General features: G+C 34.9%; 16 protein-coding genes, 1 tRNA gene and 2 pseudogenes. 14 read left to right on the top strand and 5 right to left on the bottom strand.

Annotated features, from left to right (window positions below):
* The first annotated feature begins 41 nt into the window (after positions 1–41).
* The gene (locus tag CAT7_RS04785) at positions 42–335 is read left to right on the top strand and encodes a HesB/YadR/YfhF family protein (protein ID WP_007722559.1); all 294 of its coding nucleotides are present in this window, start codon (positions 42–44) and stop codon (positions 333–335) included.
* A 62-nt stretch (positions 336–397) separates the two neighbouring features.
* Here the strand turns inward: CAT7_RS04785 and rnjA are convergent, their stop codons facing one another.
* On the bottom strand, positions 398–2,068 hold the full coding sequence (gene rnjA, locus CAT7_RS04780; protein ID WP_007722556.1) for a ribonuclease J1: 1,671 nt from the start codon (positions 2,066–2,068) through the stop codon (positions 398–400).
* Entirely contained in the window at positions 2,068–2,283 is a 216-nt protein-coding gene (locus tag CAT7_RS04775; RefSeq protein WP_007722554.1) for a DNA-directed RNA polymerase subunit epsilon, read from the bottom strand. The genes rnjA and CAT7_RS04775 overlap by 1 nt, the downstream gene beginning before the upstream one ends.
* 501 nt (positions 2,284–2,784) lie before the next feature.
* Between CAT7_RS04775 and CAT7_RS04770 the strand changes: the two genes are divergently transcribed.
* The 7 genes from CAT7_RS04770 to CAT7_RS04740 all read left to right on the top strand — a co-directional run bounded on the left by CAT7_RS04770 (position 2,785) and on the right by CAT7_RS04740 (position 13,047).
* Positions 2,785–4,515, top strand: a complete 1,731-nt coding sequence (locus CAT7_RS04770; RefSeq protein ID WP_007722552.1) for an ABC transporter ATP-binding protein — start codon at positions 2,785–2,787, stop codon at positions 4,513–4,515.
* Positions 4,512–6,287 (top strand): ABC transporter ATP-binding protein, encoded by a 1,776-nt coding sequence (locus tag CAT7_RS04765; protein ID WP_007722550.1) that lies wholly within the window; start codon positions 4,512–4,514, stop codon positions 6,285–6,287. The genes CAT7_RS04770 and CAT7_RS04765 overlap by 4 nt, the downstream gene beginning before the upstream one ends.
* 395 nt (positions 6,288–6,682) lie before the next feature.
* On the top strand, positions 6,683–7,462 hold the full coding sequence (locus tag CAT7_RS04760) for a Cof-type HAD-IIB family hydrolase (protein ID WP_007722548.1): 780 nt from the start codon (positions 6,683–6,685) through the stop codon (positions 7,460–7,462).
* 53 nt (positions 7,463–7,515) lie between these two features.
* Positions 7,516–7,586: transfer RNA gene (locus tag CAT7_RS04755), tRNA-Ala, on the top strand.
* Between the two features lie 620 nt (positions 7,587–8,206).
* The gene (gene spxB, locus CAT7_RS04750) at positions 8,207–9,988 is read left to right on the top strand and encodes a pyruvate oxidase (protein WP_007722547.1); all 1,782 of its coding nucleotides are present in this window, start codon (positions 8,207–8,209) and stop codon (positions 9,986–9,988) included.
* Positions 9,989–10,934: 946 nt separating this feature from the next.
* A complete protein-coding gene (locus tag CAT7_RS04745) occupies positions 10,935–12,698 on the top strand; it encodes a DUF2075 domain-containing protein (RefSeq protein WP_007722545.1) in 1,764 nt (587 codons plus the stop codon).
* Between the two features lie 7 nt (positions 12,699–12,705).
* On the top strand, positions 12,706–13,047 hold the full coding sequence (locus tag CAT7_RS04740) for a nucleotide pyrophosphohydrolase (protein WP_007722543.1): 342 nt from the start codon (positions 12,706–12,708) through the stop codon (positions 13,045–13,047).
* A 59-nt stretch (positions 13,048–13,106) separates the two neighbouring features.
* Here CAT7_RS04740 and CAT7_RS12675 read toward each other — a convergent pair.
* A pseudogene (locus CAT7_RS12675) lies at positions 13,107–13,214 on the bottom strand (SEC-C metal-binding domain-containing protein); the annotation flags it as partial.
* Positions 13,215–14,354: 1,140 nt separating this feature from the next.
* Positions 14,355–15,059 carry a GntR family transcriptional regulator gene (locus CAT7_RS04730; RefSeq protein ID WP_007722540.1) on the bottom strand — a complete coding sequence of 235 codons (705 nt, stop codon included), beginning with the start codon at positions 15,057–15,059 and terminating at the stop codon, positions 14,355–14,357.
* A gap of 224 nt (positions 15,060–15,283) precedes the next feature.
* On the opposite strand from CAT7_RS04730, the gene CAT7_RS04725 reads away from it, so the two are divergent.
* Complete coding sequence (locus tag CAT7_RS04725) at positions 15,284–16,726, top strand: 6-phospho-beta-glucosidase (RefSeq protein ID WP_007722538.1); 1,443 nt, start codon at positions 15,284–15,286, stop codon at positions 16,724–16,726.
* Positions 16,727–16,818: 92 nt separating this feature from the next.
* Here the strand turns inward: CAT7_RS04725 and def are convergent, their stop codons facing one another.
* Positions 16,819–17,382 (bottom strand): peptide deformylase, encoded by a 564-nt coding sequence (gene def, locus CAT7_RS04720; protein WP_007722537.1) that lies wholly within the window; start codon positions 17,380–17,382, stop codon positions 16,819–16,821.
* A 191-nt stretch (positions 17,383–17,573) separates the two neighbouring features.
* Here def and gdhA point away from each other — a divergent pair.
* The 5 genes and pseudogenes from gdhA (at position 17,574) to lpdA (ending at position 24,710) form a co-directional block, all read left to right on the top strand.
* A pseudogene (gene gdhA, locus CAT7_RS04715) lies at positions 17,574–18,916 on the top strand (NADP-specific glutamate dehydrogenase).
* A gap of 554 nt (positions 18,917–19,470) precedes the next feature.
* Positions 19,471–20,580 carry a pyruvate dehydrogenase (acetyl-transferring) E1 component subunit alpha gene (pdhA, locus tag CAT7_RS04710; RefSeq protein ID WP_007722533.1) on the top strand — a complete coding sequence of 370 codons (1,110 nt, stop codon included), beginning with the start codon at positions 19,471–19,473 and terminating at the stop codon, positions 20,578–20,580.
* A 2-nt stretch (positions 20,581–20,582) separates the two neighbouring features.
* The gene (locus tag CAT7_RS04705) at positions 20,583–21,560 is read left to right on the top strand and encodes an alpha-ketoacid dehydrogenase subunit beta (RefSeq protein WP_007722530.1); all 978 of its coding nucleotides are present in this window, start codon (positions 20,583–20,585) and stop codon (positions 21,558–21,560) included.
* Between the two features lie 129 nt (positions 21,561–21,689).
* A complete protein-coding gene (locus tag CAT7_RS04700) occupies positions 21,690–23,291 on the top strand; it encodes a 2-oxo acid dehydrogenase subunit E2 (protein WP_007722528.1) in 1,602 nt (533 codons plus the stop codon).
* Between the two features lie 12 nt (positions 23,292–23,303).
* Positions 23,304–24,710, top strand: a complete 1,407-nt coding sequence (lpdA, locus tag CAT7_RS04695; RefSeq protein WP_007722527.1) for a dihydrolipoyl dehydrogenase — start codon at positions 23,304–23,306, stop codon at positions 24,708–24,710.
* The last annotated feature ends 103 nt before the right edge of the window (positions 24,711–24,813 follow it).

Below are 24,813 nucleotides of genomic sequence, written 5' to 3'. Positions count from 1 at the left end.
TGAGAGGAGGGTTCACAGAAAAAAGTTCTGTGAAACTTACTATGAAAATTGAAATTACGGATAGTGCTAAAGAGTGGTTTGAAAATGAGGTCGGCCTTGAAAAAGGCAATGGTGTAAGGTTTATGGGAAAAGTTTATGGAAAAACAGAAGTTCATGAAGGTTTCTCAGTTGGAATGGAAGTTACCCAACCAGTTGACGTTTTAGTTAAAACAACGATAAACGACGTAACCTATTTTATTGATAAAAATGATGAATGGTTTTTTAATGGGTATGATTTACAAGTTAGTTTTGATAAAAAACGTGATGAACCTATTTATCACTTTAATAAGAATTAAAAAAAAGCCTCATACAACTCTTATCTTATAAGAAGAGTTTTGTATGAGGCTTTTTTATGAGATTAAACCGGCATAATAACCGGTAAAATCATAGGGTGACGTTCAGTCCGTTCATATAAGAACGGTTTTAAGCTTTCAATAATTGTATTTTTCAAAGATTGTTCTGTTACTTTGTCGTTTGCTAAGCTTTTATTTAAACTTTTCGTCATGACTTGTTGCGCGTCATTGATTAGTTCTCCTGATTCACGCATATAAATAAAACCACGTGAAAGAATATCCGGACCAGCTAGTACTTCTTTCGATTTGTAATCAATGGTTACAACTACGACTACTAAACCTTCTTCAGATAAAAGTTTACGGTCTCGTAAAACAACATTACCAATATCGCCTATGCCTTTTCCGTCTACATAAACATCCCCAGCTTCGAAGTGTCCAGCATGTCTAGCAGAATCTGCCGTCAATGCGATTACATCTCCGTTGTCTAAGATGAAAGAATTCTCTTTTGGAATTCCAACTAGTTCAGCAAGTCCAGCATGAATTTTTTGCATTCTGTACTCACCATGAACAGGAATAAAGTATTTAGGTTTCATTAAACGAAGCATCAATTTTTGTTCTTGTTGACCACCATGTCCAGATGTATGAACATTATTTACTTTTCCGTGAATAACATTTGCCCCAGCTTCTGAGAGTAAATTAATTACTCGATTTACACTTGAAGTGTTACCTGGAATAGGAGAACTAGAGAAAATAACAGTGTCGCCTGGTTGAATAGAGATTTGACGATGGGTTCCGTTAGCGATACGACTCAAGGCCGCCATCGGTTCACCTTGCGATCCGGTACATAAAATAATGCTTTCGCTTGCAGGAAGGCGATTAATTTCTCTTGGTTCTACAAAAGTTTCTTCAGGAGCAGTAATGTAACCTAATTGACGACCAGTTGCAACAGATGATTCCATGCTACGACCAAAAACGGCAATTTTTCTTTTCGTTTTAATTGCTGCATTTGCAACTTGTTGCAAACGAGAAATATTTGAAGCGAAAGTAGCAAATATAATACGTCCTTCTACTTTCTGCATGATGCTTGTAATGGATTCTCCAACTACTTGTTCCGATTTTGTAAAAGTAGGGACTTCAGCATTAGTACTATCTGACAATAGTGCAAGTACGCCTTCATCTCCTATTTTAGCCATGCGATGCAAGTTTGCGGGTTCTCCAACTGGAGTGAAATCAAATTTATAGTCACCTGTTAAGACAATATTTCCAGGTGGCGTTTTAACCACAATACCAAAAGCTTCGGGAATACTATGAGTTGTTCTGAAAAAACTCACACTTGTTTTACGGAATTTAATTACATCATCTTCACCAATTTCATGCAATTCAGTATCACGTAATAGACCATGTTCAGTCAATTTATTGCGAATCAAGGCAGAAGCTAATGGACCAGCATAGATAGGAATATTAGCTTGTCTTAGTAAGAAAGGAATCCCACCAATATGATCCTCATGTCCATGTGTGATCACTAAAGCTTTTACTTTATGAATATTTTGTACAATATAACTATAATCAGGAATAACATAATCGATTCCTAATAGATCGTCTTCAGGAAATTTAATACCGGCATCAATAATGATGATTTCATCTTGAAATTGAACACCATACGTATTTTTACCAATTTCCCCTAAACCCCCAATGGCAAAGACAGCAGCTTCGTTATTTTTTATAGAAGGTTTCATTAGTTAAACTCCACTAGTTTGAAGTCGGGACTAGTTTTTTCATATTCTAAATATTTACCATCAATTTGTTGAACAAATTCAATATTGTAGGGGGTATTTTGTTCAACTAATTCACGAGCTTCAACAACACTTCCTGCTTCTAAATAAAGTGTTTGCGTATCTTCTCTTTTCGGATTTCTTAATTTTGTTTCTTGATAATTGATTTTAAAAATCATTTATTTCTCTCCTCTGTAAACAATCTTTATTTGTAAAGATCATTTCGTTATTTTTATAAATACTTGGTGAAGTGTTTTGCATTACGAGAAATCAGCCTATGAAATAGTTTCACAGTTGATCAAACGAAAACCACGTCAGTTTAATTCCTTAACATGAATGTAAAGCGGCTAGAAAAAATCCTGGTTCATTCTTTTATTCAGTTTAGTATTTTTCCCGAACTAGTGGTTGTGGTAAGTACACAACAGCTATTTTTATTTTAACATAATTCATTAATTAAGTATAGAAAGTTAGTTATCATGAAAAAGAGTTGAGGTGACAATTCAATTCATTTGAAAAAGCTAGAGATGAGACTGCTTTAAAATTATAAACTATGCTATAGTATAATAGATATTTTTTTTATGGCTATTGTATAACGTAAAAGTCTATTTTTGTTTATACTGTAGATAAAGAAAGAAGCCTAGCAGCGCTAAAACTAATTTATAAAACAAGGAGATGATAAAATGAATTTAATGTGGAGATACACTATGAAATATAAAAAATTAGTATTTTTGAATTTTTTATGTGTTTTTGGGTTTATCCTAATTGAATTAGGGTTGCCAACATTATTGGCTCAACTGATTAATGAGGGGTTAATGTTTAATGACTTTGATGTCGTAACTTATTATGGAAAATGGATGCTTGTTATTTCTGTAATTGGGTTATTTGGATTAATTGGATTGGCTTATACGGTTAGTAAAATTACGACAAGGATTGTTCGAGATATCAGGAATGATATCTTTGAGAAAGTTCAATCTTTTTCACATAAAGAATACAATGAATTTGGTGTCTCATCTTTAGTAACACGTACAACAAATGATGCTTTCCAAATTATGGTATTTTTACAGATGGTGCTCAGAATAGGAATGATGACACCTCTTATGTTCATTTCAAGTTTTATAATGATTGTGCGTACTAGTCCATCATTATCGTATATTGTGTTAATTGCGGTTCCTTTTTTATTAGGAAGTGTTTATTTTATCGGAAAGTATTCAGGTCCGTTATCAAATAGACAACAAACGAATTTAGATGACATTAATTTAAACCTACGAGAAAATTTAACTGGATTAAGAGTCATCCGTGCATTTGTAAAAGAAAAATTTCAAGAACAACGTTTTCATGAAGTGAACGAAAATTATATGACGGTTTCTAAAAAGTTATTTAAATTAATGGCTTTAGCCATGCCGATTTTTTCAATCGTTTTTAACTTTATTTTTGCGATTGTGATTTGGCAAGGAGCGATTGAAATAAATTCCGGCGATTTACAAGTGGGGAGTTTAGTAGCCTTTATTGAGTATATCTTCCATGCTCTTTTTTCATTCATGATGTTCGCTAATATTTTTACGATGTACCCAAGAGCAGCCGTTTCTGCAAGACGTATCCAAGAGATATTTGATACAGAACCCTCGATTACTGAAAATGAGAATGGCGTTACAGAAACTAAAACGCATGGCTATCTAGCATTTGAAAATGTAACTTTTGCGTATCCAGGTAATACAGAAGAACCTGTCATTGAAAATATTAGTTTTACCGTTAAACCGGGAGAGACTACTGCTTTTATTGGCAGTACTGGGAGCGGTAAGTCTAGTTTGATTCAACTGATTCCACGTTTTTATGATGTTACTAAAGGGCGTATATTGGTAGATGGAGTAGACGTGAGAGAGTATAAATTAAGTGCTTTACGTCAAAAAATCGGTTATATTCCTCAAAAAGCCTTATTATTTACCGGAACAATTTCGGATAATATGCGTTATGGAAAATGGAATGCAAATATAAAAGAAGTTGATGAAGCTTCAGATATTTCGCAATCAAAAGACTTTATTTTAAAGAAACCTAATAAGTTTGATGAGTTTTTATCTGAAGGTGGAAGCAACATGTCAGGTGGTCAAAAGCAAAGGTTATCTATAGCACGAGCCATTATAAAAAAACCAGATATCTATGTTTTTGATGATAGTTTTTCGGCATTAGATTACCAAACCGATGCGAAATTAAGAGCGCGTTTGAAATTAGAAACAGAGAATGCGGCTGTTTTGATTGTTGCGCAACGTGTAGGAACAATCATGCATGCTGACAACATTATTGTCTTAAATAAGGGTGTGATGGTTGCTCAAGGGACACACGAAGAGCTCTTGAGAAAATCAGATGTCTATTATGACATTGCGTCATCACAATTGTCGAAGGAGGAATTAGCATGAGTCATATGAAGGATTCTATTCGTCGCATTTGGCAGTACATTAAACCTTATAAATTAGGATTTTTCTCTGCTATAGGACTAACCATTGTTTGTATGATTGTCAATGCAATTCAGCCTTTCATTATAGGGTTAGCAATGACAGAATTAGGAAAAAACGTCGCAGACATGTTAAAAGGAACTCCTGGTGCAACTGTTAATTTTCCTTATATTTTCAATATTGTTCTTATTATTTTAGGGATTGCAGCTATTTACCAAGTTACATTGTATTTATCTTCTTATATCATGACAAATGTTGTACAAAATACGATGCGAGATTTAAGAAATGAAATTGAACAAAAAATCAATCGTCTTCCAGTAGCGTATTTTGATCGCAATCAACAAGGAAACATACTCAGTCGTGTAACGAATGATGTGGATTCTATTAGTAATGCTATGCAACAAAGTCTGGTTCAAATGGTTAATTCGTTTATGGGAATCCTATTTGCCATTGTGATGATGCTCTATATTTCTATCCCATTAGCTTTAGTCATTATGGCTACAATCCCGCTTTCTTTTATCATTTCTAAAGCAGTAATCAATAAGTCTCAACCTTATTTTAAAGGTCAACAAGAATCGCTAGGAGCTATGAACGGACATGTGCAAGAAAGTTTTAGTGGCTTTACCGAAATCAAGTTGTATGGGAAAGAAGATGATAAACTAGAAGAATTTAAAGAAATCAATGAAATGTTGAATAAAAATGGTTTTAAAGCCGCGTTTATTTCGGGAATCATGAGTCCACTAGTTGGATTTGTTTCCAATGTAGCTTATTTTGGAATAGCTATAGGAGGAGGATACTTAGTTATTATAGGTACGTTATCTCTTGGAAATTTACAAGCGTTCACGCAATATATTTGGCAAGTTAACCAGCCTATTTCTCAAATCACACAACTCTCTGGAGTTATCCAAAGTGCAGCAGCGGCTATAAACCGCGTTTTTGAAATTTTAGATGAACCAGAAGAACTAATCAATGAAGCCGAACGCCCACTGCCTTCTTTAATAGAAGGAAATGTTGACTTTGAACATGTAGCATTTGGTTATGCGAAAGAGAAAACATTGATCAGTGATTTGAATGTTTCTGTAAAAAAAGGGCAGACGGTAGCTGTTGTCGGACCTACAGGAGCAGGAAAAACAACCTTAATCAATTTATTGATGCGTTTTTATGATGTAGATAAAGGAGCTATCAAAATTGACGGAATCGATACCAAATCGATGTCGAGACAAGATGTACGTTCTTTATTTGGAATGGTTCTGCAAGATGCTTGGGTCTATAGTGGCACCATTGCCGAAAATATTCGTTTTGGTAAATTAGATGCAACAGATGAAGAAGTAATTCAAGCAGCAAAAACAGCTAATGTCGATCATTTTATTCGTACGTTACCAGATGGATACAATATGAAACTAAATAAAGAGACATCTAACGTATCTTTAGGCCAGAAGCAGCTTTTAACCATCGCACGTGCTGTAATTTCTGATCCGAAAATTTTAATTTTAGATGAAGCGACTAGTTCAGTAGATACTCGTTTAGAAAGTTTGATCCAGAAAGCGATGAAAAAGGTAATGGAAGGCAGAACAAGTTTTGTCATTGCCCACCGCTTGTCTACTATACGTGATTCGGATTTGATCTTAGTTATGGATCAAGGAGAAATTATTGAACAAGGAACACATGAAGAGCTACTTGAAAAAGGAGCATTTTATGCAAATCTTTATAATAGCCAATTTAGTGAAGAAGAGTAGACTGAGTAAGTAGTAAAACAATCTTGAAGATCCCTAACTGTTGGGTCTTCAAGATTGTTTTTTTGGCTCTTCGTCAAATAGTGTGAATGGTTCTAAAAATTCTTTCGGAATAGACGGATTTGCTTGTAAGAGCCCTGGTACCGTCTTAAGCCTAAAGTCTTAAGATCTTTCAAGCCTCAAACACCGCTTAAACGCTAAAGCGTTAAAGCGATATAATTCGCATTGAATACTTTACAGGGCTACAAGCAATCCTATTCCTCCAGAAGTGTTAAGCATAGACTAAATTCATCTATCTAGACTAAAAAGTATAGAGTCGTTTTTTTTCTATCTGGTAGTTCACAGTATAAAAAGGTACAATTGCTTAGAAGTATGAATAAGAAGGGAAGAATTTAAATATGCAAAAGAAAATGATTTTTTTTGATATTGATGGTACTTTAGTAAATGACCAAAAAATAATTCCAGAAAGTACTAAATTAGCGATCAAAGAGCTGAAAAAAAATGGCCATGAAGTCGCAATTGCTACCGGTAGAAACTTATTTATGGCACAGGGAATTATTGATGAGTTAGATATTAGCAACTATATCGTTTGTAACGGAGCAGCAGGATATTTGGATAAGAAACAAGTTTATGAAAATCCGTTGGATCACGCTCAATTAGAGAAATTAATAAAAGTTGCGGATTCAAATAACCATAATATCATCTATGAAACTCCGGATACCTTAAGAAGAAGAAACGAGGAAGCTGATGTTAAAATAACGACGGCCATGAAATCTGTCGGATACGGCGTTCCTAAATACGAACCAGATTTTTATTTAAACCATTCGTTAGTTCAATGTTTGATTTTTTACCGAGAAGATGAAAAACAATATTATGAAAGTGGTCAGTTTTCGAAATTCCGCTTTGTACGCTGGCATGAATCTGGAGTAGATGTCCTACCGCATGATGGTTCAAAAGCTGCGACAGTTTTAAGAGTAGCATTAGAAAATGGTTATTCTGTAGAAGATACGATTGCATTCGGAGACGGTTTAAACGATTTAGAAATGATTGAAAAAGTTGGAACCGGAGTAGCGATGGGAAATGCTTTGGAAAGTGTGAAATTAAGAGCGGATAAAGTAACAAAAAGTTGCAATGAAGACGGGATTTATATTGCATTGAAAGAACTAGGTTTGATATAATAGAAGGAGTAAAGTTCAGCTGTTAGAATGTCTAATTGACAGCGGTTTACTCTGGGGTCTTGGTATAATGGGATTACGACTGGCTGGCAGCCAGTTAATACGGGTTCAATTCCCGTAGACTCCATCACACAATTTATAATAAGTCGTTAAAATGTTGGTATGAAAGTATCCTTAAGACGTTTTAACGGCTTATTTTTTATTAAAATTTAAAAAATAATTAAAGGAGTTGGTGCAGAATTAATAAGGAATAGTCTGTTTATTTTTTTTTTTACTGTCGGAGTAGCGGTGTCCGTTGCATTGCTTAAAAAAGAACCATTATCAGTATTGATGATGCGAGCTTAATTTGAAAGTTTGAATTATTAGTCAAATGGAACATAGTTTAGTATCTATTTGATAGCTATTAAGTTAGTAACTCTAAATGAAAACCTTTTCACAATGAATGCCAAATTAGAAGAAACTACAGATGAAAAAGCATTTTGTTTAGGAGAGAGTAGTCATGAGTTCTTTTATTTTACAGATTAGAACTTAATTTCTAACCACCAAAGTTAAGCGATTTTTATTTTAATTGTAGAATAGACGAACAAATGATGGTTTTTTGAGAGGTTAGTTAGAGTAAATTAAAAATCTGTACATTTTTTCACAGAAATGCACTTTTGGAGGATATAAACCTTGATTCTTAATTTAAACGTGTTAGAATTGGAGTTGAATTTAATTTTGTGAAATTAATCTAGGAGGACTATCAAAATGACAGAAGGCAAAACTAACATTAGTACAGCTTCATTAAAAGTGATGGCAGGATGGGGAATAGACACAATTTATGGAATTCCTTCAGGAACTTTAGCCCCTTTAATGGAAGCTTTAGGTGATCAAAAAGAAACAGATATCAAATTCCTTCAAGTAAAACATGAAGAAGTTGGAGCAATGGCAGCTGTAATGCAATGGAAATTCGGTGGAAAATTGGGTGTTTGTGTTGGATCAGGTGGCCCTGGTGCTTCTCACTTAATCAATGGTCTTTATGATGCAGCGATGGATAATACACCAGTTTTAGCTATCTTAGGATCTCGTCCACAAAGAGAATTAAACATGGATGCATTCCAAGAATTAAACCAAAATCCAATGTTTGATCATATCGCAGTATACAACCGTCGTGTTGCATACGCTGAACAATTACCAAAATTAATCGATGACGCAATTCGTACTGCTATCTCTAAACGTGGAGTTGCTGTATTAGAAGTACCTGGTGATTTCGGTTACCATGAAATCGATAATGATGCATTTTACTCATCTGGTCACAGCTACCGTGATTTCGTTTCTTCTGCAATCAACGAAGCAGATATCGATGCAGCTGTTGAAGTATTAAACAATTCTAAACGTGCTGTTATTTATGCAGGTATCGGAACTATGGGACATGGTCCAGCAGTTCAAGAATTATCTCGTAAACTTAAAGCTCCAGTTATTACAACTGGTAAAAACTTTGAAACTTTCGATTACGACTTTGAAGGATTAACTGGTTCAACATACCGTGTTGGTTGGAAACCAGCTAACGAAGCTGTTAAAGAAGCAGATACAGTTCTTTTCGTTGGTTCAAACTTCCCATTTGCTGAAGTAGAAAATACTTTCGCAAATGTTGAAAACTTCATCCAAATTGATAACAACCCAACAATGCTTGGTAAACGTCATAATGCAGATGTTGCTATTCTTGGAGATGCTGGTGAAGCAGTTCACTCATTACTAGAAAAAGTAGCACCTGTTGAAGAATCAGCTTGGTGGAATGCTAACTTGAAAAATATTCAAAACTGGCGTGACTACATGACTAAGTTGGAAACAAAAGAAAATGGTCCATTACAACTTTATCAAGTATACAATGCTATCAACAAATACGCTGATGAAGATGCAATCTATTCAATTGATGTTGGTAACTCAACTCAAACATCTATTCGTCACTTACACATGACTCCTAAAAATATGTGGAGAACTTCTCCATTGTTTGCTTCTATGGGTATTGCACTTCCTGGTGGTATTGCTGCTAAGAACGTATATCCTGATCGTCAAGCATTTAACTTAATGGGTGATGGTGCGTTTTCAATGAACTATCCAGATGTTGTTACTAACGTACGTTACAACATGCCTGTTATCAACGTAGTATTCACAAACACTGAATATGGATTCATCAAGAACAAATATGAAGATACAAACAAAAATACTTTTGGTACTGAATTTACTGATGTAGACTATGCTAAAATTGGAGATGCACAAGGTGCGGTTGGTTTCACAGTAAGCCGTATTGAAGACATGGATCAAGTAATGGCTGATGCTGTTAAAGCTTATAAAGCAGGTAAAACTGTAGTAATCGATGCTAAAATTACAAAAGAACGTCCAATTCCAGTAGAAACATTGAAATTAGACCCTACATTGTACAGTGCTGAAGAAATTAAAGCTTACAAAGAAAAATATGAAGCTGAAGAATTAGTACCATTTAGTGAATTCTTAAAAGCTGAAGGTTTAGAATCTAAAGTATCTAAATAATTTTATTGGATATCACTTAGTTTTTAATAGAAAGGTGAGTCACCATGTTAAAGTGGTGACTCACCTTTTTTTGTTAGGCAGATTTTATAAAGAAGTTAGTATAGGGTGCTGTTATGCAATCTGTACAAAGAGGTTATAAAATAATCGAAGTAGATAGTAATCTCTTTATTATTAAACACTATACAGATGAGATCTTTGAGAATGGGATTCAATGTAGAGATAGGGTGTGATTAATACAGTATTTATAGAAAAAAATAAATAATCATATATTCTTAGTATTATTGTAGTAAAATAGTAGCAACATACTTGAAAGGAAATTTCGAAAATGGATTTTAAAAGATTAATTCTATAAATTTTCGAAAAACTACAACGACCTTGCACAGGTGTTATTAACTGGTAATTTTAAAAAAGCTCCTAAGAGTTTTGGTAAAGATCTCTATGATGATGATTTTATGTCTAGTGAAAATAGGATACTGTTCAGTGTGCTGCTAGGAAAGAATTAGATAAAACTGAACGGCAAGAGATGCCATCTTTTATTGATGGATTATTGGGGTTTAAACCTAGTAATATAAGGTAATAAAGTAAGCTTTTTTTATACAGACCAAGAAATTGAGTTTAATTACCTAGTAAAGAAAGTCTTTTTGAAGCTCGTTTTGAATTAGTTAAAAAAATTAATGGTTATTTTAATTCTAGTATTGACATAAAAGCACCCTCATCTTTTAATGGTAATAATATAACCCGAAACTAATGTTTGATAATTAATTTTGTTGCATAAGATAATGAAATTCGTTTGTTAGATTGCGCTTGAAGAAGAGTAGTATGATAACTAACGTTTAGGTATCATTTGTTTTAAAATGATATTAATTTAAATGCGAGTATAGAATTTGAGTAAACTGAGAAAAGTTATTGTAGTAATAAGTTTGTGCTTTGAGAGGAATGTGAAGAAATGAGTAAGATCTCTAATCCAGTCATCTATGAAACAGATTATAGCTATGAAGCAGTGAAAAGTTTAGAAGGTGGAATTCTTCAAGAAGTAGGACCTAACGCAAAATACCTATTAGATTATCCCACGGTTTACATCGTTCATGATGAGAAAAAGAGTCGCGAATTTTCAGTTTATATCGGAGAAACTTCTGATATAAGACAAAGAACCAAACAACATCTTATTGAAGATCCCAAAAAACGGGAAGATTGGGAAAGTCTCGCAAATTCGGATAATTCAAAAATGTACATAATAGGCCATGATTATTTTAATAAATCATTGACATTAGATATTGAAAATAAATTGATGATGTATATGTCTAGTATCGATTCGGTTCAATCTGTGTATAATCGAAGAACCAATCAACAAAAAGAGTATTATACGGTAGATAAATTAGATGAGATTTTTTCTAATATTTGGAGAAAACTAAGAAAAAAGAATAAAACTCTTTTCCCTGTTGAAAAAATAATTAAAGACTCTGCTCTATTTAAAGCTTCGCCATTTCATAAACTAAGTGATGAACAAATCCAAGCTAAGGATAAAGTTATCTTAAAAATTATGGAGGCTTTAACGAGAAACCAGTCGGGAGAATTGATTTTAGTAACAGGAGAAGCTGGTTCAGGCAAAACAGTTTTAATGAGCAGTCTCTTTTACGAATTAAAACAGCTAGCTCAAGAAGAGTCAGAAAATATTGTTTTACAAGAAGCAAATAGTTATTTGTTGGTAAATCATGAGCAACAGTTGAAAGTTTATCAACAAATTGCAAATAAATTAGGTATTACGTCTAAGAAAGTGCCTAATTTAGTCAGTAAACCAACTACGTTTATCAATAATCATACTCCAGAGGAAAAAGCAGATGTTGTTATTGTAGATGAGGCTCATTTGTTATGGACACAAGGTAAGCAATCTTATAGAGGAAAGAATCAACTGTATGATTTAATGGATAGAGCAAAAGTAGTAGTAGCGGTATTTGATATCAATCAAGTTCTTACTACTGAACAATATTGGGAAGAAGAGGAACTGCTTACTTTAGAACATGAGGCAAATTTAAAAGGAAATTTTATCCATTTAGAAAATCAAATGAGGATTAACGCGAGTCAGAGCACTATTAATTGGATAAGGTCGATGATTGATGATAGAAAAATCAATCCTATTCTCAATGATATTAAAGGATATGATTTAAAAATCTTTAATCATCCTAAAGAGTTATATGAAGCTATTAAAGAAAAAGCAAAAGATGAAAATTCAGGTATTTCCCGAATTACTGCAACATTTGATTGGGAGTACGTTGATAAGAGGAAACCAGAAAATGATGATTATTGGAGAGTTAAGATAGGGGATTGGTCTCTACCTTGGAATCTGCAACTGCCTCAAATGAAGGAACAAAAGAGAAAGAATAGAAACCTTTCTTGGGCAGAACAAGAACAAACTATTTATGAAGTGGGTTCTACATTTACTATTCAAGGATTTGACCTAAATTACGCGGGTGTGATTATAGGTCCTTCTGTAAAATATAGAAATGGAGAAATCGTATTCGATAGAAGTTTCAGTCAAAATAAAAAAGCTACTCGTCAAAGAACATTAAAGAACGGAAAAAAAGAACAGTTTTCTGATATGTTGTTAAAAAACGAATTAAATGTGCTTTTAACAAGAGGAGTAAATGGTTTATATATTTACGCGGTAGATGAGGAACTTCAAAAAGCGCTAATAAATGCAGCAAAGGGGTAATAAAGTGATGGATAATGAGAAAAATAGTATGGAAAAGGTGAATAAATTCAGAGATGATAGAGATTGGCGTCAATTTCATAATGAAAAAGATTTAGCTATCTCTATTTCATTAGAAGCTTCAGAATTACTTGAATTATTTCAATGGAAATCAGCCGAAGAAGTAAAAGAATTTAACTTAGAACGGATCAAGGAAGAGTTAGCAGATGTATTGATTTATTCTTATATGTTGGCAGATAACCTCAATTTAAATATTGATTCGATCATTGATGAAAAATTAAAAAAAAACAATGATAAATACCCGGTAAGTAAAAGTAAGGGGAATAATAATAAATACACTGACTTTGAATAGCATTAGTATGTAAAAAGCCAACAAGCAGAAAATTGCTTGTTGGCTTTCTTTGTTATCAGTTACTTTCCGTGACATTGTTTGTATTTCTTACCGCTACCACAAGGACAAGGCTTATTTCGGCCAACTTTTTTTACTCGGATAGGTTCTTGCTTTCCTGTGTTCTCATTAGTGAAAGGAACCACATTATTAGGAACGGAAGATATTCTATTATAATTATTAGCTATTTCTGTTGGTGTATTGCCTTTGTTTGATAATTTGCGTGAATAGTTGTTTAAGTTCAAGTAGAAGGAACTAAATTCTTCTATGTATTCAACACTATCAAAAACAATGCTAAAATGGCTGTTTAGTTCGCCAACTAGACCTTGCATGTCTAAATCCAGTTTAATATAGATCATAATCAGATCCATGACATCTTTAAGTTTTTGTGAATTCAACTTCTTAGCTAAAAATCGACTCATTTTTTTATACTGAACAGTTCGCTCGTCAAATTCATGGTGAGCAAAATAAGTAATATCAGCTTTTGTAGGTTGATAGTAATCGTGGTGTGAAGAACTCAACAAGAAGTCAGGTACATTATTTTCATCTAAAATATAGTTATCAAAAATATATTCTAAGTTATCTGTAAAACGTAGTCGTTCATTAAACCAAGCTAACCCAATTAATTCAGTCAATACTTCAGTAAGGTCTAATGGGTACTGTTTGTTGTGTTGGTTCCATACTTTCAAGAAAAAGTCCGTTTCAAAAGCGCCATACAGGTTCATAAAAGCCTCTACATATCCACGGAGCAGACTTTTTCTTTTATGATCTTCTTTAAAATCAGAATCATCAATAAAACTTTTCAGCATCTCTTTAGTCTCTTTTGGCAGTACTAGGGTATAGGTATCTTCGTAATAAAATAAGAATACCCAACGGAAATGAAGCAAATCAAATAATTCTGGATTTTTGCGAGAGAAAGGAAGGAAATCGATTTCTTTTGGTCCATTCATCAATTCTTTTAAGAGGTGAAGATTTTCTTTGGGTTGATAAGATAATTGATGTTGGCTTCGTAAGGATAATTTTTTGAAAAAATCTTCAGCAATGACGGTTTTTGTTTTACTGCGACGCACTTTATAGTTAAGGTCATCAGCTAGTGCGATCATATCTTCTTTTGAATAAGTTGTTAGGCATTCCGTGAAATAAAAGACCGGTTTATGCAAAACGATGATGTGGCCATATAGTTCATCTTGCATTTCTTGAGTGAGTTCTTCTGACATTTAGTTTGTCTCCTTTAAAAAAGTATTTGTTCTTTTGGATAGTTTGAAAATAATCTAAAAATCATTCCCCTGCACAAAGAACTGAGCTTCTTCGTAATGGTATTTGATGTTGGAATAATTGAATGGACGACCACTGCTTAAATAATAGATACTTTCGATTGTTAAAGAAGGGTCGTGTGTTTCCAACTGTAAATATGCTGCTTCTTCTTGATTTAATTTTCCAATACGCATAAATAAATCTGAAAAACGAATATTTATTTTTAGGTCCTCAGTTAAATAGTTGAAAATAGATTGGCTGGCAATTTCTTCATTCAAATAAGGCACGACCGTCTTGAGGTAATAGGATTCTTCCACACAAAAGGGACGTGATTCGATGTAGCGGACGCGTTTAATGTAATAGATTGTTTCTTGATCTGTAAGCTCAAGTATTTCTGCGACATTTGAAGGTGCTTCGATTTCTTTTAATTCAATGACTTCTGAAGACAAATTGAATTCTCTAAAAATGCTGTGAAATCCTTGAACATCCGTTAAATTCACAAATCCTTTGCGATGACGACCCCGCACATACGTACCGCTGCCTCTTACTTGGTAGACAACGCCATTCGTCTCTAAAATTTCCAATGCTTTAATGACCGTATTTTTACTTACTTCGTATGTATTCGCTAACTCAGTGAGAGTAGGTAGTTTGTTTCCTCGTGTTAAATTATTTTCTTGAATAGACAGATTGATTTTATTTGCGACATCGTGGTATTTATTCATCACTTTGGCTCCTTTTCATAAAATTATAACATATTTCGAATTATATGGGCATTGACAAGTTATATGGGTATAATTTATGATGTGATTATACCCACATAATTTTAATGGAAATAGGGAAGACGAAAAAATTTGCAATTCTACGCACTGTGCGACCTCGTCTGTTCTTAGTATCAAAAGAAGTAACAGGTACTATATTAACAATCAAAAAATAGGAGGTAATAAAAATGTCTAAATTTCCAAAAGATTTCTTATGGGGCGGAGCATTAGCAGCCCACCAATTCGAGGGTGGCTGGGACCAAGATGGAAAAGGTCCAAGTGTCGCTGATGTAATGACTGCTGGTGCAGCTGGTAAGCCACGCGAAATCACCACAACGGTTGAGGAAGGTAAATTTTATCCGAATCACGAAGCCATTGATTTTTACAATCGTTATAAAGAAGATGTGGCGTTGTTCGCTGAAATGGGATTGAACAGTTTACGTACATCTATCAACTGGACACGTATTTTCCCGAAAGGTGATGAAGCTGAACCCAATGAAGCTGGACTTCAATTTTATGATGATTTGTTTGATGAATTATTAAAGAATGGTATTGAGCCGGTCATTACGCTAACTCACTTTGAAATGCCGCTTCACTTAGCACAAACTTATGGTGGATTTAGAAACCGTAAAGTAGTCGATTTCTTTGTTAAATTTGCCGAAGTTGTTTTTGAGCGTTACAAAAACCAAGTGAAATACTGGATGACGTTTAATGAAATCAATAACATGATGGACTATACAAATCCAATTTTCTTATGGACAAACGTTGGAGTTCAAGTTGAAGAAGGCGAAAACGCTAAAGAAGTGATGTACACTGCAGCGCACCATGTCTTGTTAGCAAGTGCTCTATCAGTGAAAATTGGTCGCGAAATCAATCCTGATTTCCAAATTGGAGCGATGGTTTCACATGTACCGGTTTATCCGTTAACGGCTCATCCAAAAGATGTAATGTTAGCTGAAGAATCGATGCATTTGCGTTATTTCTTCCCGGATGTACAAGTACGTGGGTATTATCCAAACTATACACTGAAAGAATTTGAACGCGATGGCTTGAATATTCCTATTCAAGAAGCTGACGCTGAAATATTAGCACAAGGTAAAGTGGATTATTTAGGGTTCAGTTACTATATGTCTAATGTGGTGGATCATAAAGATGAAAACAACGATGATGAAGCTGCTAACGTGCATGGTAAGATTCCTTATCAAGTAGATAACCCATATCTAAAAGCTAGTGACTGGGGTTGGACGATTGATCCTGTAGGTTTGCGTTACACGTTGAATCGTTTCTGGGATCGTTATCAAATTCCACTGTTCATTGTGGAAAATGGATTTGGTGCGATTGATACTGTTGAAGAAGACGGCAGTATCCATGATGAAGCTCGTATCTCTTATTTGCGTGAACACATCAAACAAATGGGCATCGCGATAGATCATGACGGTGTTGAATTGATGGGGTATACACCTTGGGGAATTATTGATATCGTTTCGTTCACTACTGGAGAAATGAAAAAACGTTACGGTATGATTTATGTCGACCGTGATAACGAAGGTAATGGAACAATGGAACGCAGTAAGAAAGATTCCTATGACTGGTATAAAAAAGTCATCGAATCTAATGGAGAAAACCTGTAAGTAGTTTGCGACTTATAGTGAGTAACTCCTATCAAATAAATAAATAGAAAGAAGCCATGCGTGATTATTATCAGGCATGGCTTCTTTTAGTATTAAGAAATGATTTTTACATCATCGTCAATTTTGAATGGCTGTTCTTGATTGATGTGATCGTAAAACATAATTCCATTGATATGGTCGATTTCATGTTGAATAACGATCGCTTGATAATTTTTTAACCGTATTTTATGAGCTTCCCCAGCTAGATCAAAGTAAGTAAGCGTGATACGACTGTGACGAGGAACGTAACCTGGAACTTCACGGTCCACAGATAAGCAACCTTCACCTTCAGTTAAACAAGCGCTTTGAACAGAGTGGCTGATAATTTTAGGATTAACCATTACAGTACTAATAATTGGTTCGTCAGTTCCTTCTTCAATTCCAGGAATATGAACAGCAATCATTCGTTTTGAAATGTCTAATTGCGGTGCTGCTAGACCTACACCTGCGCGTAAGCTGTATTTTTCAGCAATTTCAGGGTCTTGACTATTTTTTAGAAATTGCAACATATCTTCACCCAGTTGCTTTTCTTCAGAACTGATTGGTAAAGTTAATTCTTTAGCAACCATTCTCAAAGTTGGATGGCCTTCTTTGATAATATCTTCCATTGTAATCATAAATGTTCACTCCTAATAGTGTTTGGATAGTCTGTTTCTAAATGAAGAAAAACATTATTTGTTTCATCTTACTTATTTATCAGTAACGCACTATTTGCACGATGTATAAAAGACTAGAAAAACTTTTTTCGTATTCGATATGAGTATGGTGAGCATAAACTAATAGTTTAAATGAAGTAGAGGAGATAAATATGGTAGATGCAAAATATGTTAATGAAGTCTATTCTAAAGTTTCGAAGCGGATCCAGATCAACCCGAATATTTGCAAGCAGTAAAAGATTTTTTTGCTACTATCGAACCAGTCTTCGCAGCACATCCAGAACTAATTGAAAAAAATATCTTAGAACGTTTAGTAGAGCCAGAAAGAATCATTCAATTTAGAGTTCCTTGGGTTGATGATCAAGGAGTAGTGAATGTAAATCGTGGATTTAGAGTACAATACAACTCTGCTATAGGACCTTATAAAGGCGGTCTTCGTTTTCATCCATCAGTAACGCAAAGTATAGTAAAATTTTTAGGATTCGAACAAATTTTCAAAAACAGTCTGACTGGACTTCCTATTGGTGGAGGAAAAGGCGGTAGTGACTTTGATCCAAAAGGAAAATCGGATGATGAAGTTATGCGCTTTTGTCAAAGTTTTATGACTGAATTGCAACGTTATATCGGGCCAGATACCGATGTGCCAGCTGGTGATATTGGTGTAGGCGCACGTGAAATTGGCTTTTTATTCGGTCAATACAAAAAATTAAATAGTTTCCAAGCGGGAATCCTAACTGGAAAACCACTTTTCCTAGGTGGTAGTTTAGCGCGAACAGAAGCAACAGGTTATGGATTGGTGTACTTTACTAAAGAAATGTTAGATGATATTGGAAAATCTTTTAAAAATCAAAAGGTTGTTGTTTCCGGCAGTGGAAATGTAGCCATCTATGCGATTGAAAAAGTACAAGAATTTGGTGGTACAGTTATTGCTTGTTCGGATTCAGATGGATACATTTTTGATCCTGAAGGAATTGATTTGAGTATTATTAAAAAAATTAAAGAAGTCGACAGAAAAAGAATTTCAGAATATTTAACAGATCGTCCAAATGCCACATATGAAACTGGCAGCATTTGGGACTTAGAAGAAAGATATACTGTAGCACTTCCATGTGCGACTCAAAATGAAATTGATGGACCAACAGCTAAAAAAATGGTCAGTCAAGGAGTTGGGGCAGTAGCCGAAGGGGCAAATATGCCTTGTAATTTAGAAGCCATCAAAGAATTCCAAAAAGCTGGCATTGTTTATGGACCAGCAAAAGCTGCAAATGCAGGTGGAGTAGCTGTATCAGCTTTAGAAATGAGTCAAAATAGTCAAAGACTAAGTTGGACATTTGAAGAAGTAGATGAAGAATTGAAAAAAATTATGAAAAACATCTATAGTGAAATAAAAGATACAGCTGAAGCATACAATATGCCTGGCGATTTTGTAGCAGGTGCTAATATTGCTGGATTTACAAAAGTTTCAAAAGCGATGTTGAGCCAAGGAGTTATTTAAATAGTACGAAAAGAAAATCCGTTTAAAAGCGGATTTTTTTTGTTTTTTTAAAATACAATACTGTTTTTTTATTTAGTTATGAATAAAATTTACAAAAAATAAAAGCTGAAAATTCAAAAAGTGGCGGAAAAGTGAACATTTGGTGACAGCTAATCCAAAGAAAATATTTTGTGAAAAGAGATGTATCTAAAAAAATAAAGATAATTTTCAATAAAAAGTAATACAGTTTTTGAAAAATTATATAACAGTTTTGAAGGGGAATCTATTCATTTTTTACAGAAGTCAATTTAAAGTTAAAGTGCTATATAACAAAGTGCTCGAAAAAACAACTAGTGAAATATTTCACTATATGGATTCCTGTATGAATGAAATGCGAGACTTAAATCAGTAGAATAGGGATATTTTTGGTGGTCTAATGTTTAGTTTACTTGCATCTAGTTTGAAAGCGTGTTAAATTTAGATTGTAAAAAATTCTGAGTAATACAGTTTTCAAATCCGTATAAAACAGAATTTTGAAAATATAATTTTGTTATAGAGAGAGGAATGGGTTATACATGGTTAACAAAAAGCAACCGGTAGATTTTGAAGCATTGTTAAGCACAATTGATGCTGCTTTCCCAATGGTACAAATCTTAGATAAGGACGGTAAAGTCGTAAATAAAGATATCATGCCTGATCTATCTGACGATCAACTAGTTGAATTAATGGAAAAAATGGTTTGGTCTAGAATTTTACATGAACGTTCAATGGCTTTAGCTCGTCAAGGACGCTTAGGTTTCTACGCGCCAACAGCTGGACAAGAAGCTTCTCAATTGGCAAGTCATTACGCATTTGTAAAAGAAGATGTGTTATTACCAGGATACCGTGATATTCCTCAATTAATCCAACATGGATTACCTGTTTCAAAAGCCTTTTTATGGTCTCGTGGACATTCTGTAGGAAATGAATACCCAGCTGATTTAAATGCTGTACCACCACAAATCATTATTGGAGCTCAAATTATCCAAGCAATGGGTGTGGGTGTTGGTTTGAAAATACGTGGCAAACAAAACGTTGCTTTCACTTATACTGGTGATGGCGGTTCGTCTCAAGGAGATTTCTACGAAGGTTTGAACTATGCTGGTGCTTATAAAGCTCCTGTAGTATTCTTTGTTCAAAACAACGGCTATGCAATCTCAACACCTCGTCACAAACAAACAGCTGCTACAACATTGGCTCAAAAAGCTGTTGCTGCTGGTATCCCAGGAGTTCAAGTAGATGGTATGGACGCTTTAGCTGTTTATGCTGTTACTAAACAAGCAAGAGAATGGGCTTTAGCTGGAAATGGTCCTGTATTGATTGAAACAATTACTTCTCGTTTTGGTCCTCACTCAACATCAGGTGATGATCCAACACGTTACCGTGACAAAGACAGTTTTGACTACTGGGAACAACGCGATCCATTGATTCGTTTCCGTAACTTCTTAACTGAAAAAGGTTTATGGTCTGAAGAAAAAGAAAATGAATTAATTGAAAAAACTAAAGAAGATATTAAAGCATCTGTTAAAGAAGCTGACCAAGCACCAAAACAAAAAGTTTCTGATTTCTTGAAAAATATGTATGAAACACCAACTCAAGTTATCGCAGAACAAATTGCAACTTTCGAAGCAAAGGAGAGTAAATAAACATGGCACAAAAAACAATGATCGAAGCGATCACTGAAGCGCTAGACCAAGAAATGGAACGCGATCAAGATATTCTGATTTTCGGTGAAGATGTAGGTAAAAACGGTGGAGTATTCCGTGCAACTGCTGGTCTTCAAGAAAAATACGGCGAAGTACGTGTTTCAGACACACCACTTGCTGAATCAGGTATTGGTGGATTGGCTATCGGACTTGCTTTCCAAGGTTTCCGTCCAGTTCCAGAAATCCAATTTATCGGTTTCTTATTTGAAGTATTAGATTCAATCGTAGGACAAGCAGCGCGTACTCGTTACCGTATGAGTAGCACTCGCACAATGCCTATTACTATTCGTATGCCATTTGGTGGTGGGGTTCACACTCCAGAAATGCACTCAGATAACCTTGAAGGTTTGATTACTCAATCTCCTGGTATCAAAGTAGTTGTTCCGTCTAACCCATACGACGCAAAAGGTTTATTGATTGCTTCAATCCGTGACAATGATCCAGTAGTATTCATAGAACATATGAAATTATACCGTTCATTCCGTGATGAAGTTCCTGAAGAGTCTTATACAATTCCTCTAGGAAAAGCGGCAATTACTCGTGAAGGTACAGACGTTTCTGTTATCACATACGGTGCGATGGTACGTGAAGCTATCAAAGCTGCTGCTGAATTAGAAAAAGAAGGTATCTCAGTAGAAATCGTTGATTTAAGAACCATTTCTCCATTAGATATTGAAACGATTATCGATTCAGTTGAAAAAACTGGACGTGTTGTAGTTGTTCAAGAAGCACAACGTCAAGCAGGTGTTGGTGCAATGGTTATGTCAGAAATCTCTGAACGTGCGATCCTTTCGTTACAAGCTCCAATCGGACGTGTAGCAGCTCCAGATACAGTTTTCCCATTTGGTTTAGCAGAAAGTGCTTGGTTGCCAAATGCAACTGATATTGCTGACAAAGTAAGAGACACATACAATTTCTAATCTATTCATAATAAATGAAATGGCAAATGCGATAACCTATTAAAGTCTATTGCATTTGTTTCTTATAGTGTTAAAACTGAGATGATATTTCTAAAAGAATAGCTAAACAAAGAAGGGAAGAAAAATAACATGTCATTTAAATTTAAATTACCAGACGTTGGAGAAGGAATGGCTGAAGGCGAAATCGTAAAATGGTTAGTAGCTGAAGGCGATACAATTGAAGAAGAAGATTCAATTGTTGAAATCCAAAACGACAAATCTGTAGAAGAAATTGCAACTCCAGTTTCTGGAACCGTAAAAAAAATTATGGTTGAAGAAGGAACTGTAGCAACAGTTGGGCAAGTGATTATTGAAATTGATGCACCAGGATATGAAGATGAAGAAGAAGCAGCACCAGCTGCATCTACTCCAGAACCTGCAGCACCAGCTTCATCAGGAACTTCATTCTTCCAATTCAAAATGCCAGATGTTGGAGAAGGAATGGCTGAAGGCGAAATCGTAAAATGGTTAGTAGCTGAAGGCGATACTGTTAATGAAGAAGATTCTGTTGCAGAAATCCAAAACGATAAATCTGTAGAAGAAATTGCAACTCCAGTTTCTGGAACAATCAAAAAAATTATGGTTGAAGAAGGAACAGTCGCATTAGTAGGTCAAGTATTGATTGAAATCGATTCTCCAGAACACAATCCTAAAGGTTCAGCAGCACCCGTTGCTCAAGAAGCTCCTGCAGCTGAAACTTCAACATCTGCAGCAACACCAGCAGCAACTTCAAACAAAAATGTTTTAGCAATGCCGTCTGTTCGTCAATTTGCTCGTGAAAACAACGTAGATATCACTCAAGTTACAGCTACTGGTAAAAATGGTCGCACAACTAAAGAAGATATTGAAAACTTCAAGAAAAATGGTGGAGAAGCTCCAACAGCTGCACCAACGACAACTGCATCAGTTGAAAAAGCTCCTGAAACGAAAGCTCCAGCAGCTAAGAAAGAAGCAGCTCCAGCTAAAGCATTCAAATCTAACCAAGCTGAACTTGAAACTCGTGAAGCAATGACACCAATGCGTAAAGCAATCGCTAAAGCAATGGTAAACAGTAAAGCAACTGCTCCACATGTTACTTTGTTCGACGAAGTAGATTCAACTAAATTGATGGCTCACCGTAAGCACTTTAAAGATATTGCAGCAAGCAAAGGTGTTAAATTAACATTCTTGCCTTACGTTGTTAAAGCAATCGTTTCAGTATTACGTAAATACCCAGCATTGAATGCATCAATTGATGATTCAACTAACGAAATTGTTTACAAACACTACTTCAACATTGGTATCGCTACTGACACTGATCGTGGATTATTTGTACCAGTTATCAAAGACGCTGACGCTAAGAGTATTTTCTCTATTGCAGGTGAAATTACTGAACTTTCTGGTAAAGCTACAGAAGGTAAATTAGCAGCTAACGAAATGAGTAACGGTTCAATTTCAATCAGTAACATCGGTTCAATCGGTGGAGGTTGGTTCACTCCAGTAATCAACTACCCTGAAGTTGCTATTTTAGGTGTAGGCCGTATCGCTAAAAAAGCTGTTGTTAACGCAGATGACGAAATTGTTGTAGCACCAATTATGCAATTGTCATTGAGTTTCGACCACCGTATCATTGATGGAGCAACTGCACAAAAAGCAATGAATGAATTGAAAACATTGCTTGCTGATCCAGAATTATTGTTAATGGAAGGGTAAGGTGAAGGTTAAATGGTAGTAGGAGATTTCGCAATAGAGTTAGACACAGTTGTTATTGGTTCAGGTCCCGGAGGTTATGTAGCAGCTATTCGTGCTGCTCAAATGGGACAAAAGGTTGCCATCATAGAAAAAGAGTATATTGGTGGCGTTTGTCTTAACGTTGGATGTATTCCTTCTAAAGCACTTATCAGTGCTGGACACCACTATCAAGACGCCTTAGATTCTTCTGTTTTTGGAGTAACTGCTGAAAACGTGGTTCTTGATTTTGCTAAAACTCAAGAGTGGAAAAACAATAAAGTTGTAGCATCTTTAACTAAAGGTGTTGAAGGTTTATTGAAAAAAAATAAAGTAGAAATTCTTCGTGGTGAAGCTTACTTCAACGATGAACATACTTTACGTGTAATGACTGAAGTAGCTGCACAAACGTATTCATTTAACAATGCAATTGTTGCAACTGGTAGTCGTCCAATTGAAATCAAAGGTTTCAAATTTGGTAAACGTGTGATTGACTCAACTGGTGGATTGGCTTTACCAGAAGTTCCTAAAAAACTTGTTGTAGTTGGTGGCGGATATATTGGTAGTGAATTAGCTGGAGCTTACGCAAACTTAGGAGCAGAAGTAACGATTCTTGAATTTGCACCATCTATTTTACCAACATTCGAAAAAGACATGGTTAAATTAGTAACAGATAACTTTAAAAAGAAAAATGTTACGATTGAAAACAATGCAATGGCTAAAGAAGCCGTTGAAACTGAAAATGGCGTATCTGTCACTTATGAAGTGAAAGGCGAAGAAAAAACAATTGAAGCTGATTATGTAATGGTAACAGTTGGTCGTCGTCCAAATACAGATGAACTTGGTTTAGAATCAACGGGTGTTGAAATGAATGAACGTGGACTTGTTAAAGTTGACGCTCAAGGTCGTACAAACGTTAAGAATATTTATGCAATTGGAGATATCACTCCAGGAGCAGCTTTAGCTCATAAAGCTAGTTACGAAGCTAAAATTGCTGCAGAAGCTATTTCTGGCAAAAAAGTTGCGATAGATTACAGAGCTATGCCTGCTGTTGCTTTTACAGATCCTGAACTAGCAGTTGTTGGTTATACAGCTGCAGAAGCTAAAGAAAAAGGATTAGATGTGAAAACATCTAAATTCCCATTAGCTGGTAATGGACGTGCATTGTCTTTAAATGCTACTGAAGGATTTGTTCGTTTAGTAACTACTAAAGATGAAGGTATTATTGTAGGAGCTCAAATCGCTGGTGTGAGTGCTAGTGATGTAATTGCTGAACTTGCTTTAGCAGTTGAATCAGGAATGGTTGCAGAAGATATTGCTTCAACTATTCATGCACACCCATCATTAGCTGAAGTTTCTATGGATGCTGCTGAATTAGCATTGGGTCTTCCAATTCACGCTTAATCAAAAATCTACTTTTAGATAGTTATCTTAATTGTTCCAATTAGGATGTGTCCATACTGAAAAAGAGCTTCTCATTCTATTTTAGAGTGAGAAGCTCTTTTTA

It is taken from the genome of Carnobacterium sp. AT7, from assembly GCF_000171855.1.
Lineage (GTDB): Bacteria > Bacillota > Bacilli > Lactobacillales > Carnobacteriaceae > Carnobacterium_B > Carnobacterium_B jeotgali.
Note: the sequence above shows the minus strand (reverse complement) of the source record. Positions and strands in the feature narration are given on the sequence as shown.

What these genes read in the sequence shown, in the direction of transcription:
- lpdA (WP_007722527.1), top strand. Translation starts at nt 23,304, where the DNA reads ATGGTAGTAGGAGATTTCGCAATAGAGTTAGACACAGTTGTTATTGGT.
- CAT7_RS04785 (WP_007722559.1), top strand. Translation starts at nt 42, where the DNA reads ATGAAAATTGAAATTACGGATAGTGCTAAAGAGTGGTTTGAAAATGAG.
- CAT7_RS04705 (WP_007722530.1), top strand. Translation starts at nt 20,583, where the DNA reads ATGGCACAAAAAACAATGATCGAAGCGATCACTGAAGCGCTAGACCAA.
- CAT7_RS04700 (WP_007722528.1), top strand. Translation starts at nt 21,690, where the DNA reads ATGTCATTTAAATTTAAATTACCAGACGTTGGAGAAGGAATGGCTGAA.
- CAT7_RS04760 (WP_007722548.1), top strand. Translation starts at nt 6,683, where the DNA reads ATGCAAAAGAAAATGATTTTTTTTGATATTGATGGTACTTTAGTAAAT.
- rnjA (WP_007722556.1), bottom strand. Translation starts at nt 2,068, where the DNA reads ATGAAACCTTCTATAAAAAATAACGAAGCTGCTGTCTTTGCCATTGGG.
- CAT7_RS04765 (WP_007722550.1), top strand. Translation starts at nt 4,512, where the DNA reads ATGAGTCATATGAAGGATTCTATTCGTCGCATTTGGCAGTACATTAAA.
- spxB (WP_007722547.1), top strand. Translation starts at nt 8,207, where the DNA reads ATGACAGAAGGCAAAACTAACATTAGTACAGCTTCATTAAAAGTGATG.
- CAT7_RS04725 (WP_007722538.1), top strand. Translation starts at nt 15,284, where the DNA reads ATGTCTAAATTTCCAAAAGATTTCTTATGGGGCGGAGCATTAGCAGCC.
- def (WP_007722537.1), bottom strand. Translation starts at nt 17,382, where the DNA reads ATGATTACAATGGAAGATATTATCAAAGAAGGCCATCCAACTTTGAGA.
- CAT7_RS04745 (WP_007722545.1), top strand. Translation starts at nt 10,935, where the DNA reads ATGAGTAAGATCTCTAATCCAGTCATCTATGAAACAGATTATAGCTAT.
- CAT7_RS04770 (WP_007722552.1), top strand. Translation starts at nt 2,785, where the DNA reads ATGAATTTAATGTGGAGATACACTATGAAATATAAAAAATTAGTATTT.
- CAT7_RS04730 (WP_007722540.1), bottom strand. Translation starts at nt 15,059, where the DNA reads ATGAATAAATACCACGATGTCGCAAATAAAATCAATCTGTCTATTCAA.
- CAT7_RS04740 (WP_007722543.1), top strand. Translation starts at nt 12,706, where the DNA reads ATGGATAATGAGAAAAATAGTATGGAAAAGGTGAATAAATTCAGAGAT.
- pdhA (WP_007722533.1), top strand. Translation starts at nt 19,471, where the DNA reads ATGGTTAACAAAAAGCAACCGGTAGATTTTGAAGCATTGTTAAGCACA.
- CAT7_RS04775 (WP_007722554.1), bottom strand. Translation starts at nt 2,283, where the DNA reads ATGATTTTTAAAATCAATTATCAAGAAACAAAATTAAGAAATCCGAAA.